General features: G+C 72.9%; 14 protein-coding genes. 5 read left to right on the top strand and 9 right to left on the bottom strand.

All coding sequences use genetic code 11. The features are described 5' to 3' along the window. Positions 1-10 precede the first annotated feature (10 nt). Genes AB0927_RS34655 through AB0927_RS34665 form a run of 3 tightly spaced genes read right to left on the bottom strand, consistent with a single transcriptional unit; the run spans position 11 to position 3,568 of the window. Positions 11-793 carry a 3-oxoacyl-ACP reductase gene (locus AB0927_RS34655; RefSeq protein WP_366671784.1) on the bottom strand — a complete coding sequence of 261 codons (783 nt, stop codon included), beginning with the start codon at positions 791-793 and terminating at the stop codon, positions 11-13. Next, a complete protein-coding gene (locus AB0927_RS34660; RefSeq protein WP_366671785.1) occupies positions 790-2,163 on the bottom strand; it encodes an aldehyde dehydrogenase family protein in 1,374 nt (457 codons plus the stop codon). Before AB0927_RS34660 ends, AB0927_RS34655 begins: the two co-directional genes overlap by 4 nt. Positions 2,164-2,209: 46 nt before the next feature. Further along, positions 2,210-3,568 (bottom strand): glutamine synthetase family protein, encoded by a 1,359-nt coding sequence (locus AB0927_RS34665; protein WP_366671786.1) that lies wholly within the window; start codon positions 3,566-3,568, stop codon positions 2,210-2,212. Between the two features lie 93 nt (positions 3,569-3,661). On the opposite strand from AB0927_RS34665, the gene AB0927_RS34670 reads away from it, so the two are divergent. Next, a complete protein-coding gene (locus AB0927_RS34670; protein WP_366671787.1) occupies positions 3,662-4,399 on the top strand; it encodes an FCD domain-containing protein in 738 nt (245 codons plus the stop codon). Positions 4,400-4,487: 88 nt separating this feature from the next. Next, complete coding sequence (locus AB0927_RS34675) at positions 4,488-5,174, top strand: gamma-glutamyl-gamma-aminobutyrate hydrolase family protein (protein ID WP_366671788.1); 687 nt, start codon at positions 4,488-4,490, stop codon at positions 5,172-5,174. 40 nt (positions 5,175-5,214) lie between these two features. Here the strand turns inward: AB0927_RS34675 and AB0927_RS34680 are convergent, their stop codons facing one another. Then, on the bottom strand, positions 5,215-6,147 hold the full coding sequence (locus AB0927_RS34680; RefSeq protein WP_366671789.1) for a LysR family transcriptional regulator: 933 nt from the start codon (positions 6,145-6,147) through the stop codon (positions 5,215-5,217). Between the two features lie 71 nt (positions 6,148-6,218). Between AB0927_RS34680 and AB0927_RS34685 the strand changes: the two genes are divergently transcribed. Beyond that, positions 6,219-7,388, top strand: coding sequence for a TDT family transporter (locus AB0927_RS34685; protein WP_366671790.1), 1,170 nt, complete (start codon positions 6,219-6,221; stop codon positions 7,386-7,388). On the opposite strand, the gene AB0927_RS34690 is transcribed toward AB0927_RS34685, so the two are convergent. The 4 genes from AB0927_RS34690 to AB0927_RS34705 all read right to left on the bottom strand — a co-directional run bounded on the left by AB0927_RS34690 (position 7,300) and on the right by AB0927_RS34705 (position 11,857). Next, positions 7,300-8,022 carry a helical backbone metal receptor gene (locus AB0927_RS34690; RefSeq protein WP_366671791.1) on the bottom strand — a complete coding sequence of 241 codons (723 nt, stop codon included), beginning with the start codon at positions 8,020-8,022 and terminating at the stop codon, positions 7,300-7,302. The genes AB0927_RS34685 and AB0927_RS34690 overlap by 89 nt on opposite strands. Next, positions 8,019-8,591, bottom strand: coding sequence for a helix-turn-helix domain-containing protein (locus AB0927_RS34695; RefSeq protein ID WP_366671792.1), 573 nt, complete (start codon positions 8,589-8,591; stop codon positions 8,019-8,021). Before AB0927_RS34695 ends, AB0927_RS34690 begins: the two co-directional genes overlap by 4 nt. A 373-nt stretch (positions 8,592-8,964) precedes the next feature. Continuing rightward, positions 8,965-10,779 carry an ABC transporter permease/substrate binding protein gene (locus AB0927_RS34700; protein WP_366671793.1) on the bottom strand — a complete coding sequence of 605 codons (1,815 nt, stop codon included), beginning with the start codon at positions 10,777-10,779 and terminating at the stop codon, positions 8,965-8,967. Further along, positions 10,772-11,857 (bottom strand): glycine betaine/L-proline ABC transporter ATP-binding protein, encoded by a 1,086-nt coding sequence (locus AB0927_RS34705; protein ID WP_366671794.1) that lies wholly within the window; start codon positions 11,855-11,857, stop codon positions 10,772-10,774. The genes AB0927_RS34700 and AB0927_RS34705 overlap by 8 nt, the downstream gene beginning before the upstream one ends. Positions 11,858-12,104: 247 nt before the next feature. Here AB0927_RS34705 and AB0927_RS34710 point away from each other — a divergent pair, with 247 nt between their 5' ends. Together AB0927_RS34710 and AB0927_RS34715 are read left to right on the top strand one after the other, a co-directional pair. Next, the gene (locus AB0927_RS34710) at positions 12,105-13,034 is read left to right on the top strand and encodes a 5'-3' exonuclease (RefSeq protein ID WP_366671831.1); all 930 of its coding nucleotides are present in this window, start codon (positions 12,105-12,107) and stop codon (positions 13,032-13,034) included. A 118-nt stretch (positions 13,035-13,152) separates the two neighbouring features. Further along, positions 13,153-13,998, top strand: a complete 846-nt coding sequence (locus AB0927_RS34715) for a siderophore-interacting protein (RefSeq protein ID WP_366671795.1) — start codon at positions 13,153-13,155, stop codon at positions 13,996-13,998. Between the two features lie 25 nt (positions 13,999-14,023). Here AB0927_RS34715 and AB0927_RS34720 read toward each other — a convergent pair whose 3' ends face one another. Next, a complete protein-coding gene (locus AB0927_RS34720; protein WP_366671796.1) occupies positions 14,024-14,956 on the bottom strand; it encodes a 5'-nucleotidase in 933 nt (310 codons plus the stop codon). Positions 14,957-15,002: the final 46 nt, after the last annotated feature.

Genomic DNA, 15,002 nt, shown 5'->3' on the forward strand with positions numbered 1-15,002 from the left:
CTCCGGGGAACTACAGGGGCGTGACGTAGGCGCCCGCGATCCCCCCGTCCACCAGGAAGTCGGTGGCGTTGACGAAGGAGGAGTCGTCGCTGGCCAGGAAGGCGACCGCGGCGGCGATCTCCTCCGCCTCGGCGAACCTGCCGACCGGGATGTGCACGAGCCGGCGGGCGGCCCGCTCCGGATCCTTGGCGAACAGCTCCCTGAGCAGCGGGGTGTTGACGGGTCCGGGGCACAGGGCGTTGACCCGGATGCCCTCCCGCGCGAACTGCACGCCCAGTTCGCGGGACATGGCGAGGACGCCGCCCTTGGACGCGGTGTACGAGATCTGGGAGGTGGCCGCGCCCATCCGGGCCACGAAGGACGCGGTGTTGATGATGGAACCCTTGCCCTGGCGGCGCATGTAGGGGAGGGCGGCCTTGCAGCACAGGTACACGGAGGTGAGGTTGACCTCCTGGACGCGCTTCCAGGCCTCCAGGCCGGTCTCCAGGATGGAGTCGTCGTCGGGCGGGGAGATGCCCGCGTTGTTGAAGGCCACGTCCACGCTGCCGTAGGTGTCGTAGGCCGTCCTGAACAGCGCCTCGACCTGGTCGGGGTCGGTGACGTCGGTCTTGACGAACAGCCCGCCCACCTCGTCGGCGGCGGCCTTGCCGCGGGTCTCGTCCACGTCCGCGCAGACGACGTGGGCGCCCTCCGAGGCGAGGCGGCGGGCGGTGGCGAGGCCGATGCCGCTGCCGGCTCCGGTCACGACGGCGGTACGGCCGACAAGGCGGCGGCAAACACTGGTGTCGGTCACTGTGCGGGGCCCTCCGTGCTGATGAAGACGTTCTTGGTCTCGGTGAAGGCGGTCAGGGCGTCGGGGCCGAGTTCACGGCCGAGGCCGGACTGCCGGTAGCCGCCGAACGGGGTCCAGTAGCGGACGCTGGAATGGGAGTTGACGGACAGGTTGCCCGCGCGGATGCCTCCGGAGACGCGCAGCGCGCGGCCGAGGTCGCGGGTCCAGACGGAGCCGGACAGCCCGTAGGGGGTGTCGTTGGCGAGGCGGATCGCGTCCCGCTCGTCGGAGAAGGGGAGCAGGACGGCGACGGGTCCGAAGATCTCCTCGCGGGCGGCCGGACCGTCGTGCCGCTCCCCCGTCAGGACGGTCGGCGGGAACCAGAAGCCGGGCCCGTCCGGCGCGCTGCCGCGCAGGGCGGGGGCGCCCTCGGGGACGTACGACCGTACGCGGTCCCGCTGCGCCGCGGAGATCAGCGGGCCCATCTGGGTCTTCTCGTCGGCCGGGTCGCCCACGACGACCGCGCGGAGCGCGTCGGCGAGCAGTTCACGGGCCTCGTCGAGGACCGTCTCCTGGACGAGGACGCGGGTGCGGGCGCAGCAGTCCTGTCCGGCGTTGTCCAGGAAGGAGAAGGGGTCGAGGGCCCGGCTCAGGTCGGCGTCGGCGAAGACGACGTTGGGGCTCTTGCCGCCGAGTTCCAGAGTGACCGGCTTGACCAGCCGGGCGCAGCGCTCCATGATCTCGCGGCCGGTGCGGGTGGACCCGGTGAACACGATCTTGGCCACGTCCGGGTGGTCCACCAGGGCGCGTCCGGCGGTGTGCCCGTGGCCCGGCAGCACCTGGAAGAGGTGCTCGGGCAGGCCCGCTTCCAGGGCGAGTTCGGCCAGCCGCAGGGCGGTGAGCGGGGTGGTCTCGGCGGGCTTGAGGACGACGGCGTTGCCCGCGGCGAGCGCCGGGAAGGACCCCCAGGCGGCGATCGGCATGGGGAAGTTCCAGGGGGCGATCACGCCGATCACGCCAAGGGGTTCCTGGAAGGTGACGTCCCAGCCGCCGGGGGCCGGGATCTGCTTGCCGAGCAGGCGTTCGGCGCCGCCGGCCGCGTAGTGCAGCAGATCGCGGGCGTTGCCGGCCTCCCAGCGGGCGTTGCCGAGGGTGTGACCGGCTTCGCGGACCTCCAGGCGGGCGAGTTCCTCGACGTGCGCGTCGACGGTGTCGGCGAAGCGGCGCAGCAGCCGGGCCCGGTCGGCGGGGGCGAGCGCGGCCCAGGCGCGGCCGGCGCGGACGGCCCGGGCGACGGCGGCGTCGACGTCCTCGGCGGTGGCGGCGGGGACGGTGGCGACGACCTCTTCCGTGGCGGGGTTGAGGACCTTCAACTCGTCTGAGTCGGACACGGATCGACCTTTCACGTGCGTGCGGACCGGCGGGTCGCGGGCGTGCTCACAGGCGTTCGAAGGAGCGGCGCAGCTCCCAGTCGGTGACCGCGGCGTCGAAGGCCTCCAGCTCGACGCGGGCCATGTTGCGGTAGTGGGCCACGACCTCGTCGCCGAAGGCGGCCTTGGCGATCGGGCTGTTCTCCCACAGCTCGGCGGCCTCGCGCAGGGTGGCGGGGACGTGGGCGAAATCGGCGGTGTAGGCGTTGCCGGGGCAGGGCTCGGGCAGTTCGAGCCTCTGCTCGATGCCGTGGAGTCCGGCGGCGACCAGTCCGGCGACGGCGAGGTAGGGGTTGACGTCGCCGCCCGGGAGCCGGTTCTCGAAGCGTGTGGAGCGGCCGTGGCCGACCACGCGCAGGGCGCAGGTGCGGTTGTCGTGGCCCCAGGCGACGGCGGTGGGGGCGAAGGAGCCGGACTGGAACCGCTTGTAGGAGTTGATGTTGGGGGCGTAGAGCAGGGAGAAGTCGCGCAGGGCGGCGAGCTGTCCGGCGAGGAAGTGCCGCATCAGTTCGGACATCCCGTCCGGCCCGGCCATGGCGTTGGTGCCGTCGGCGTCGGCCAGCGAGAGGTGGATGTGGCAGGAGTTGCCCTCGCGCTCGTTGTACTTGGCCATGAAGGTGATCGAGACGCCCTCCTGGGCGGCGATCTCCTTGGCGCCGGTCTTGTACAGGGCGTGCTGGTCGCAGGTGGTGAGGGCCTCGTCGTAGCGGAAGGCGATCTCGTGCTGGCCGGGGTTGCACTCGCCCTTGGCGGACTCGACGGTGAGGCCGGCGCCGGCCATGTCGTTGCGCAGCCTGCGCAGCAGGGGCTCGATGCGGCCGGTGCCGAGGATCGAGTAGTCGATGTTGTACTGGTTGGCGGGCGTCAGTCCCCGGTAGCCCGCGTCCCACGCCTGCTCGTAGCTGTCCTTGAAGACGATGAACTCCAGCTCGGTGCCGACCTGGGCGGTGTAGCCGAGGCCGGCGAGCCGGTCGAGCTGGCGGCGCAGGATCTGCCGCGGGGCGGCGGCGACCGGCGCGCCGTCGTGCCAGGCGAGGTCGGCGACGAGCAGGGCGGTGCCGGGGTGCCAGGGGATGCGGCGCAGGGTGGTGGGGTCGGGGCGCATGGCGAAGTCGCCGTAGCCGCGCTCCCAGGAGGACATCGCGTAGCCGTCGACGGTGTTCATCTCCGGGTCGACGGCGAGCAGGTAGTTGCACCCCTCGGAGCCGTGCTCCAGGACCTCGTCGAGGAAGAAGCGGGCGGCGAACCGCTTGCCCTGGAGGCGCCCTTGCATGTCGGGGAAGGCCAGGACGACAGTGTCGATCTCACCGCTGGCCACGAGGGCGTGGAGTTCCTCGACGGGGAGCGGGGCTGTGCGGTCTGCCACGGGAAGCCTCCTCGGGCGCCTTCGCGCTTTTCGGCCGGGCCGGGAACCATAAGGTATTGCTCAGAACCATTGCCTGGGAAGGGGGCACGGCGGATGTCGTCTCACACGGAATGGCACGGCGTGGGCGACCGGCTCGCCCCGGTGCTGCGGCCGGTGCGCGCGGGCAACGGCTTCGAGGAGGCCCTGGAGCAGATCCTCCAGGTGGTACGGCTCGGCCTGGTGCCGGGCGGCGAACGGCTGCCTGCGGAGCGGGAGCTGGCGGAGCGGCTCGGGGTCAGCCGGGTGACGCTGCGCGAGGTGCTGAAGGTGCTCCAGGACCAGGGCCTGGTGGAGGCGCGGCGCGGGCGGTACGGCGGAACGTTCGTGCGGCCCCGCGCGGACGCCGGCGGCGAGGACGAGCTGCGACGGCGGATCGCCGAGGTCGACGTCGAGGACGTGCTGCGCTTCCGCGAGGTGCTGGAGGTGGGCGCGGCCGGGCTGTGCGCGGCGCACGGGCTGACGGGCGAGCGGGCGCGGCGGCTGCGCGAGGCGCTGGCCGGCACGCACGACGCGCCGCTGGCCGACTACCGGCGGCTGGACACGCTGCTCCATCTGACCCTGGCCGAGCTGTGCGGCTCCCCCTCCCTGACCGCGCAGTACGCGGCGGTCCGGGCCCAGGTCAACGAGCTGCTGGACTGCATCCCGCTGCTGGTGCGCAACCTGGAGCACTCCCAGCGGCAGCACACCGCGCTGGTGGAGGCGGTGCTCGACGGGGACGCCGACGGCGCGCGGGAGATGATGCGGGAGCACTGCGCGGGGACCGCGGCGCTGCTGCGGGGCTTCCTGACGTGAGCGGACTCTGCAAAGGTATTCGCTAGGACCTTTTGATGTCCGGGAGTTCCGGGGGCACCGGGAGTTCCGGGGTTCCCGGGAGGGTGGCGTGAGCGGACGACCGCTGATCGGTGTGAGCACGTATCTGGAGGCCGGGACCCGGTGGGGCGTCTGGGAGCTGGACGCCGCGCTGCTGCCGGCCGCGTATCCGCGGCTGGTGCAGCGGGCCGGAGGGCTGGCCTGCATGCTGCCGCCGGACGAGCCCGCGCTGGCCGCGGCGGCGGTCTCCCGGCTCGACGGCCTCGTCGTCGCGGGCGGCCCGGACGTGGACCCGGTCCACTACGGCGCCGACCGCGACCCCCGCACGGGCCCGCCTGCCCCGGCCCGCGACGCCTGGGAACTCGCCCTGATCCACGCCGCGCTCGCCTCCGGCACACCGCTGCTGGGCATCTGCCGGGGCATGCAGCTACTGAACGTGGCACTGGGGGGAACCCTGGTCCAGCACGTGGAAGGCCACGTCGAGGCGGTGGGCACCTTCGGCACGCACCCGGTCACCCCGGTCCCGGGCACGCGCTACGCCTCCCTCGTCCCCGAGGCGCTCGCCGTCCCGACGTACCACCACCAGTCGGTGTCCCGCCTCGGCCGCGGGCTCCTGCCGTCGGCGCACGCGGCGGACGGCACGGTGGAGGCGGTGGAGCTGCCGGCCGAGCGGGGCTGGGTGGTGGGGGTGCAGTGGCACCCCGAGATGGGGGAGGACCTGCGGGTGATGGCGGGGCTGGTGGCCGCGGCGGGGTGAGAGCCTCCGGGTGCGGGCGCAGGTGAGGTGGTGCCCTGGTTCAGGCGCGCGTCAGGGACAGCAGATCCCGTGCCGGGCCCGTCGGACGGTGGCCCTTCGGCCACACCGCCCGCAGGTCCCGCCGCAGCGGCACTCCCTCCACCGGCACGGCGACCAGCCGCCGCAGGGCCAGTTCCTCCCGCACCACCAGTTCACTGAGGACCGAGGGCCCCGCGCCGCTGACCGCCGACGCCTTCACCGCCGTGGTGGAGGACAGCTCGATCAGCGGCCGGGCGAGGCCCCCGAGCGCGGCGTCCAGGACCTGCCGCGTCCCCGAGCCCCGCTCACGGAGGATCAGCGGCGTCCGCGCCAGCTCCTCGGCCGTGAGCGGCCTGCGCCGCCGGGCCCAGGGATGCCCCGGCGCCGTCACCACGATCAGCCGGTCATGCCCGATCACCACCGCGTCCAGCCCCGTGGGCGCGGAAAGCCCCTCCACGAACCCCAGGTCGGCCTCCCCGGACAGCAGCAGCTCCGCCACCTTCGCGGAGTTCCCGGCCAGCAGCGACACCGCCGTGTCCGGCCGCTCCGCGTGCAACGCCAGCAGCCAGCCCGGCAGCAGGTACTCGGCGATGGTCATGCTCGCCGCCACCCGCAGCCGCGAGTCCCGCCGGTCCCGCAGCGCCCGCGCCCCCGCGTCGAACACCGCCGCCGCCTCCACCACCCGCCGCGCCCAGTCCGTCACCAGCACGCCCTCGTCGGTGAGCCGGGACCCGCGCGGGGAGCGGTCCACCAGGGCCACCCCCAGCTGCCGTTCCATCGACCGGACCCGGCTGCTCGCCGCCGGCTGCGTGATGCCGACCTCCCGCGCCGCCGCACCGAGACTCCCCAGCCGCGCCACGGCCAGCAACAGCTCCAGCGCCGCCAGATCCGGCACCCGGTGGGCCAACGACCCCGTGCCCTCGCCCTGCCTTCGTGTCCCCTCCGCCTCGCTCATAAGACCAGCTTATGCCCTCATAGAAGGGAACTCCCTGGTCAGGGGCGGTTCCTGGGGAGACGGTGAATGCCATGGTCACCGTTGCCCCGCCCCTGCCCGCCACCCGCGCGCCCCGCGCCGCCCGGGTCCGCCACCTCGGACCCAACTGGTACGCCGCCGTCATGGGCACCGCCGCCGTCGGCACGGCCGGCGCCGCGCTGCCGGTGGACGTGCCGGCCGGCCCGCACACGGTCCTGGCTGCGGTCTGGGTGCTGTCGCTGCTGATGCTGGTGGTCCTGCTGGCGGCCCGCGCGCTGCACTGGGTCCACCACCGCGACCAGGCCCGCGCCCACCTCCTGGACCCGGCGATGGCCCCGTTCTACGGCTGCCTCTCCATGGCCCTGCTGGCCGTGGGCGCCGGCGCGCTCACCACCGGCCACGACTGGCTCGGCACGCGACCGGCCGTGGCCCTGGACGCCGTGCTGTACACGGCGGGCACGGCGACCGGGCTGTGCGCCGCCGTGGCCGTGCCGTACCTGATGTCGGTACGGCATCGCGTGGACGCCTCCCATGCCTCCCCGGTGTGGCTGCTGCCGGTGGTCGCGCCGATGGTGTCGGCCGCGCTCGGCCCGCTGCTCGTGCCGCACCTGCCGCCCGGCCAGCCGCGGGCCACCCTGCTGCTGGCCTGTCTCGCGATGTTCGGGCTGAGCCTGTTCGCCACGCTGCTGATGCTGCCGCTGGTTTTCGCCCGGCTGCTCACCTCGGGCCCGCTGCCGCTCGCGCTCACCCCGGCCCTGTTCCTGGTCCTCGGCCCGCTCGGGCAGTCCACCACCGCCGTCGGCTCGATCGCGAACGCCGCGCCCGGGGTCGTACCAGCCCCCTACGCGCACGGCCTCGCGGTGTTCTCGGTGCTGTACGGCGTCCCCGTGACGGGCTTCGCCCTGATGTGGCTGGCGCTGTCCACCGCCCATCTGGTGCGGGCCCGCCGCGCGGGCATGGGGTTCGCGATGACCTGGTGGGGCGCCACCTTCCCGGTGGGCACCTGCGTCACCGGCGCGGCCGCCCTCGCCCGGCACACCTCCCTCACCGCCTTCCAGGCGCTGTCCGTCGCGCTGTACGTGCTGCTCGTCGCGGCCTGGCTCGCGGCGGCGGCCGGCACCGCGCGCGGGCTGCTCAGCGGTGAGCTGCTCGCAGGGCCTCGCCCAGCACCCGCGGCGCCCGCGCCAGGGACGGGCCGTACCACGTCAGGTACCGCCCGCTGACCAGCGCGCAGGCCGGCCCCGGGAAGGCCTCCGGGCCGTCGTCGGCGGTGAAGCGGTAGGGCTCGTCGGGCAGCACCACCAGGTCCGGGGCCGCCGCCCGCAGCTCGTCCAGGGGTATGCGGGGGTAGCGCTCGGCGTGCCCCGCGTGCAGGTGGTCCACGCCCAGCCGGGCCAGCACGTCACCCGCGAAGGTGTCCCGGCCGACGACCATCCAGGGCCTGCGCCAGATCGGCACGACCGCCGTCCTGCGCTCCCCCGGCTCCGGCAGCGCGCCCCAGACGGCCTCGGCCTCCCGCAGCCAGCCGGGCCGCTCCGGCGCCCCGCACGCCTCCAGCACCCGGGCCAGCTCGGTGAAGGCCGCCGGCACGGTCCGCACCTCGGTGACCAGCACCTCCAGGCCCGCCGCGCGCAGCGCGTCGAGGTCCGGGACGCGGTTCTCCTCCTCATTGGCGATCACCAGGTCGGGCGCGAGCTCGGCGATGCGCTCGACCTTGGGGTTCTTGGTCCCGCCGATCCTGACGACGTCCAGGTCCCCCGGATGCGCGCACCAGTCCGTGGCCCCGACCAGCGCGCCGGGCAGGGTCTCGGCGACGGCCTCGGTGAGCGAGGGGACGAGGGAGACGACCCGCTTCACCGGGACCGGTCCTGCACGGCCTCGATGTGCTCCGCCACCGCCACCACGACGATCCGCGTGTCCGGCACCGTGGCCCGCCACCGGTGGCGCACCCCGCCGGTGAGGTAGAGCGTGTCGCCGCGGCCGAGGCGGTACGCGCGGCCCTCGGCCTCGATCTCGACCGCGCCGTCGGCGACGTACATCAACTCGTCGTTGCGGTGCTGGAACTCGCGGCCCGCGTCATGGTCGCCGGTGAACTCGGAGGCGTGCAGCTGGTGGTGGCCGCGGACCAGATTGCGGGTCCGGGGGGTGAAGTCGTCCTCGGCGAGCGGCTCGGCGCGCACCAGGTCGACGCTGGCCGCCGGGTCCGCCGCGGCGAGGAGTTCGACGGCGGTGGTGCGCAGCGCGTCGGCCAGCTTCTCCAGGGAGGTGCTGCTGGGCCGCGCCCGGTCGTTCTCCACCTGGCTGAGGAAGGGCACCGACAGGCCGGTGCGCTCGGCGACGACCGCGAGGGTCAACTCCAGGGCACGCCGGCGCCGCCGGACCGCCGCGCCCACCCGTACGGGCTGCTGCTCTTTGTGGTCGCCCATCGCTCCGGCTCCCTCCCTCGCTCGTCGTGCGTTCGTCCTGTCACCACTCCGGGTGCCCGCGCTGCGGCGAGCCTCTCCCGATGCCTTCAACTGCACCCTACGCATGTTCGGCGAGCGGTTTCATGCGCGTGTCATATCCCCGACACGCCGATGCCGCCTTACCCTCACGGTTCACGCCAGGCGTCAGCGGCCCCGCAGGGCTCTTCTGCGGCTTCCTCCCTGGGGATGAACATGCCCAGCAGCCATAGTCATCACGCTAGGTGATTGGCCGGATTCTTCCCGTAGGGGAAATGCCGCGAGGGGCGGACAGCTCCGTACCCCATCGTCGTACGGTGCCGTCCGCCCCTCGGGTGGCGGTCAGGGTGCTGTCAGGTCAGCCGGCCGCCCGGCTGGGGGCGTGGTCGCCGGAGACCGGCGCCCACTTGTCGACCAGGCCGGGGTTCTCGCGCAGCCAGGAGCGGACGGCGTCCTGCTCCTTGCCCTTGCCGGCCTGCTGGATCCGCGCCTCCAGGCCGGTGAGCTGCTTCTCGGTCATGGAGAAGTCCTTCAGCCAGCGGCCGACCTGCGGGTTGTCCCCGGCGAAACCCTTACGGGACAGGGTGTGCACGCCGTCGCCCTTGCCCCAGGCGCCCTGGGGGTCCTGGAGCTTCTTCAGGTCGTAGCTGCTGTAGGCCCAGTGCGGGGACCACAGGGTGACGAGGACCGGCTCCTTCCTGGCGTAGGCGCGCTTGAGCTCGGCGAGCATGGCCGGGGTCGAGCCGTCGATCACCTGGTAGGTGCCGTTCAGGCCGTACTCCTTGAGGACCTTGGTCTTGAGCAGGCTCATCTCGCCGGCGCTGGGCTCGATGCCGACGATCTTCCCGCCGAACTCGGAGGCGTGCGTCTTGAGGTCGGCCAGGGAGTCGACGTCCTTCACGTACGAGGGGACGGACAGCTCCAGGGAGGTGGGGCCGAACCAGGTGCCGATGTCGTCGAGCTGCTTGCCGTACTTCTTCCAGTACTCGGCGTGCGTGGTGGGCAGCCAGGAGTCGGTCTCGAAGTCGATCTGCCCGGTGGCGAGGCCGGTGTAGAGGGGGCCGGCCGCGTACTGGGTGGTGGTGACCTTGAAGCCGCGCTCCTGGAGGATCTCCTTCCACAGGAAGGTGGAGGCGATGCCCTCGTCCCAGGGGATGTAGCCGATCTTGATCTCCTTGCCCTTGCCGACGTCGGTGCCGGAGGCCTCGGAGGTGGTGCCGGCCGAGCCGAAGACGCCGACTCCGCCCGCGACGAGCGCGAGCACGACGATCCCGACGACCGCGACGGCCGGGCGCGGCCGGTACGACCACGCGCGCCGGGGTGCCTTGGCGGCGGCCCGGCGGCCCAGCGGGGACAGCTGGGTGCCGAGGGCGCCGGTGACGCGGTCCAGGTAGATGGCGAGGACGACGATGCCGACGCCGGCCTCGAAGCCGTAGCCGATGTCGAGCTGGCCGATGGCCTCGTTCACCGCGCCGCCGAGGCCGCCGGTGCCGACCATGCCGGCGATGACGACCATGGACAGGCCCAGCATGATCACCTGGTTGACGCCGGCCATGATGGTCGGCAGGGCGAGCGGCAGCTGGACGCGCCACAGGATGTCGCGCGGGGTGGTGCCGAACGCCTCGGCGGCCTCGACCAGCTCGGCGTCGACCTGGCGGATGCCCAGCTCGGTCATGCGGACGCCGGGGGCGAGCGCGAAGATCAGGGTGGCCACGACGCCGGCCGCGGTGCCGAGCCCGAAGAAGAGCATGGCCGGGATCAGCAGGACCATCGAGGGCATGGTCTGGAGCAGGTCCAGGACGGGCCGTACGGCGGCGCCGACCGCCTTGGAGCGGGCCGCCCAGATGCCCAGCGGGATCGAGATCACCAGGGCGATCACGGTGGCCACGAGCACCAGGGCGAGCGTGGACATCGCCTGGTCCCACAACTGGAGCGAGTCGACCAGGGCGAATCCGGCGAAGGCGAGGACACCGGCGAGCAGTCCGCGCAGCCACCAGGCGATGACGGCGAGGATGCCGGCCATCAGCAGCGGGGCGGGGGCGCCCAGGACGGCGTCGATGCCGCCGTACATGCCCTCCATGACGGCCTTGATGGCGTCGAAGAGCCAGGAGAGGTGGTCGACCAGCCAGTTCACACCGGAGTCGACCCAGTCGCCGAGGGGCAGCCTAGGCACGGTCGGTCACCTTCTTCCCGTCCTTGCCGGGGCCGTCGCAGGCGGCCGGCTCGCTCTGTACGTCGCCGAGGAAGCCCACCAGGCGCTGCCGGGGCACGACCCCGACGAGGGTGCGGTCGGCGTCGAGGACGGCGACCGGGTGGGGCAGCCGGGCGCTGATCGCGCACAGCTCGGTGAACGGCGTGCCGGGCGTGGCGGTCTCGCAGCCGCAGTCGGCCTCGTCGCCGCGCAGCGCGGTGTCCATGACGGCGGCGGCGGTGAGTACCCGGGAGCGGTCGACGTCCTGGATGAAGGAGGCCACGTAGTCGTTCTCCGGGCGCAGCAGGATGTCCTCGGCGGTGCCGGTCTGCACGATGCGGCCGTCGCGCATGACGGCGATGCGGTCGCCCAGGCGCATGGCCTCGTTGAGGTCGTGGGTGATGAAGACGATGGTCTTCTTCAGGGTCTTCTGCAGCTCCAGGAGCTGATCCTGCATGTCGCGGCGGATCAGCGGGTCCAGGGCGCTGAAGGACTCGTCCATGAGCAGCAGGTCGGCGTCGGTGGCGAGGGCGCGGGCGAGGCCGACGCGCTGCTGCATGCCGCCGGACAGCTCGTCGGGCCAGGACTTCTCCCAGCCGGCCAGGCCGCACAGGGCGAGCGCCTCGTCGGCGCGGCGTTCGCGCTCGGCGCGGGGCACGCCCTGCACTTCCAGGCCGTAGGCGGCGTTCTCACGGACGCTGCGGTGCGGGAACAGCGCGAAGTGCTGGAAGACCATGCTGATCTTCTCCGAGCGCAGCCGGCGAAGTCCCTGGTCGCCGAGCGCGCCCAGCTCCTCGCCGTCGAAGCGCACCGTGCCCGCGGTCGGCTCCAGCAGACCGTTGAGCATCCGCAGCAGGGTGGACTTGCCGGAACCCGACAGGCCCATGACGACGAAGATCTCGCCGGCCTCGACGCTGAAGGACGCGTCGATGACGGCGGCCGTGGTGCCGTCGGCGCGCAGCTCCTCCCGGTCGGCGCCCTCACGCAGGCGGTCCACCACGTCGTCCGGTCGTCTGCCGAACACCTTGAACAGGTGCTCCGCCTCAAGCCTGGCTTGCACGCGTACCTCTTGTCTCGGGAACAGGAACGGGAGACGAAGGGCCGCCGGCCGGTCGGAAGGCCGGCGTCCACGGGCCATCAACAGTTGAAAAGCGCACTACTTCGCTCCTGACGGCGCGCCTGCCCAGGTCAAGCAGAGGCAAACTCACAAGTGGCCGGGCTCACCGCGGTGCGCATCACGCAACGCGTTCCAGCACGAAAGGCGTGCGCGGGTGAGGCGGGGGTGACTGTCAGTGGCGTACGGCATGATGCGAGGCGTGACCGGACGACTCATGCTCCTCGACACCGCCTCGCTGTACTTCCGCGCCTACTTCGGCGTCCCCGACTCCGTGAAGGCGCCGGACGGCACCCCGGTGAACGCGGTGCGCGGCCTGCTGGACTTCATCGACCGGCTGGTCCGGGACCACCGGCCCGACCAACTGGTGGCCTGCATGGACGCCGACTGGCGGCCGAAGTGGCGGGTCGAGCTGATCCCCACCTACAAGGCGCACCGGGTCGCCGAGGAGCACACCGGCGCGCCGGACGCGGAGGAGGTGCCGGACACCCTCGCCCCGCAGGTGCCGGTCATCGAGTCGGTGCTGGACGCGATCGGCATCGCCCGCGTCGGCGTCGCGGACTACGAGGCGGACGACGTGATCGGCACCTTCACCGCGCGCGCCGCCGGCCCGGTCGACATCGTCACCGGCGACCGCGACCTCTACCAGCTGGTGGACGACGGGCGCGGGATCCGGGTGCTCTACCCGATCAAGGGCGTGGGCACCCTCCAGGTGACCGACGAGGCGGTGCTGCGCGAGAAGTACGGCGTCGGCGGGCGGGGGTACGCGGACCTCGCGCTGCTGCGCGGCGACCCGAGCGACGGACTGCCGGGCGTGCCCGGGATCGGCGAGAAGACGGCCGCCAGGCTGCTGGCCGAGTTCGGCGACCTGGCCGGGATCATGGCGGCCGTGGACGACCCGGAGGCGAAGCTCACGCCCTCGCAGCGCCGGCGGCTGACCGAGGCCCGGCCGTACGTCGCGGTGGCGCCGAAGGTGGTGCGGGTGGCCGGTGACGTGCCGCTGCCGGACGTGGACACCGCGCTGCCGGGCGCCCCCCGCGATCCGGCGGGCTTGGAGGAGCTGGCGGCCCGGTGGGGCCTGGGCGGCTCGCTGCAGCGGCTGCTGACCACGCTGAGCGCGTGAGCCGGGCCGCCGACCGGCAATATTCCAGCAAAGGGCGGCGGCCGGACGGAAAAGGAAGATCGGACCAGAAGGAGAGATGTTAACTTAGGTAATCCTAACCAGCCTGCAGGAGGCCGCGATGGCAGAGCGTCCGGAACGAAAGCCGCGCAAGATCCACACCGCCCGGGTGGTACGCACCGAGCGGCTGACCCCGCACATGCAGCGCGTGGTGCTCGGCGGCGACGGACTCGCCGGTTTCGCGGCCGACACCTACACCGACCACTATGTGAAGCTCCTGTTCGGCCCCGCGGGCGTGACGTACCCCGAGCCCTTCGACCTGGAGCGGATCCGCGCCGAGTTCCCGCGCGAGCAGTGGCCGGTGACCCGGACGTACACCGTGCGCGGCTGGGACGCGGAACACCGCGAGCTGACCCTGGACTTCGTGATCCACGGCGACGAGGGCCTGGCCGGCCCCTGGGCCACGCGGGTGCGCCCCGGCGAGACCCTGCGCTTCACGGGCCCCGGCGGCGCCTACGCCCCCGACCCGGGCGCCGACTGGCATCTGCTCGCCGGCGACGAGAGCGCGCTGCCCGCCATCGCCCGCGCCCTGGAGACGCTGCCCGCCGGGGCCCTGGCCCACGCCTTCGTGGAGGTCTCGGGACCCGAGGAGGAGCAGAAGGTCGACTCCGCCGTCCAGATCGTCTGGCTGCACCGCGGGGACCGTCCGGTCGGCGCCGCCCTGCTGGAGGCCGTCCGCGCCCTGGAGTTCCCCGAGGGCCGCCCGCACGCCTTCGTGCACGGCGAGGCCGGCTTCGTGAAGGAACTGCGCCGGCTACTGCGGGTGGACCTGGGGATCCCGCGCGAGGACCTCTCGATCTCCGGCTATTGGCGCCTCGGTCACAATGAGGACGGCTGGCAGTCCTCCAAGCGCGAGTGGAACGCCCGGATAGAGGCGGAGCAGGAGGGCGGCGCGGCGGCCGCCTGACGCGACGGCCCCGGGCGCCGCGGCCTCAGCGCGCGTTGAGCTCCCCGAACGGCACATGCACGCTCGGCGTCGTCCGCGCCGTGCTCTGAAGATGCGTCACCTGGTCGTCGAAGAAGATGTGCGGATCCAGCACCCTCATCACGGCGCCCTTGTCTATGCCGCCGAGGAAGAACGCGTCGTTGACCCGCACGCCCCACTGCTTGAGGCTGTTCACGGCACGCTCGTGCGCCGGGGCGTTGCGCGCGGTCACGATGGAGACATGGACCCGCACCTGGTACCCGGGGTCGGTCCCGCGCCGCTCCTCCTCCCGCTTCTGGATCCGGTTCACCCCGGCGAGGAAGTCGCGCAGCGGCCCCGCGTCGTGCGGGGTCGCCGCGTTGCGCGTCTCGTGCGCCCGGAACCCCTCCAGCCCCTCGGACTGGTAGACCTGCTCGGCCGCGTCGGTGGCGAGCACCCCGTCGAAGTCGAACGCGATCCGCAGCTCCCGGTCCGCGGCGTCGTCCGGATAAGCCGCCCCGAGCACATGCCCCGCGGGCAGCCCCGCCGCGACGGCCTCCCGCACGTCGTCGCCGTTCGCCGACAGGAACAGCGACATGTTCAGCGCCGGCATGAACTTGTACGGGGACCGGCCCTGCATGAACACGGCCCGGCTTATGGCCAGTTCATGGGCCTGTATCGAGCGCATGACCCGCAGCCCGGTGTCCGGGTCGTTGCGGGAGAGGATGATGACCTCGACCAGCGGATCGCCCGGCTCCCCGAGGTCGTTGAGCGACAGCAGCCTGCGGATGAACGCGAACGCCACCCCCGGCCGCAGCGTGCTGTCCCGGTTCTCCTCCTGATAGGCCCGGTAGGCCTCCTCGCCCTGCTCCCTGAACACCGCGTCGGACTCGCGCAGATCGAACAGGGCACTGGAGGCGACACCGACGACGAGCCGGTTCGCGAGGTCATAGGCAGGCATGCGCCCCATCTTCACACCGGCCGGACCGGCGGCACCGGACGCCCGC

The sequence above is a fragment of the Streptomyces sp. NPDC048106 genome, assembly GCF_040706415.1.
In the GTDB taxonomy this organism is placed as follows: Bacteria; Actinomycetota; Actinomycetes; order Streptomycetales; family Streptomycetaceae; genus Streptomyces.

Bases quoted from the DNA above. Each gene is read 5' to 3' on its own strand.
- AB0927_RS34670 (WP_366671787.1), top strand. From the start codon at position 3,662: ATGTCGTCTCACACGGAATGGCACGGCGTGGGCGACCGGCTCGCCCCG.
- AB0927_RS34680 (WP_366671789.1), bottom strand. From the start codon at position 6,147: ATGAGCGAGGCGGAGGGGACACGAAGGCAGGGCGAGGGCACGGGGTCG.
- AB0927_RS34685 (WP_366671790.1), top strand. From the start codon at position 6,219: ATGGTCACCGTTGCCCCGCCCCTGCCCGCCACCCGCGCGCCCCGCGCC.
- AB0927_RS34695 (WP_366671792.1), bottom strand. From the start codon at position 8,591: ATGGGCGACCACAAAGAGCAGCAGCCCGTACGGGTGGGCGCGGCGGTC.
- AB0927_RS34710 (WP_366671831.1), top strand. From the start codon at position 12,105: ATGCGAGGCGTGACCGGACGACTCATGCTCCTCGACACCGCCTCGCTG.
- AB0927_RS34715 (WP_366671795.1), top strand. From the start codon at position 13,153: ATGGCAGAGCGTCCGGAACGAAAGCCGCGCAAGATCCACACCGCCCGG.
- AB0927_RS34720 (WP_366671796.1), bottom strand. From the start codon at position 14,956: ATGCCTGCCTATGACCTCGCGAACCGGCTCGTCGTCGGTGTCGCCTCC.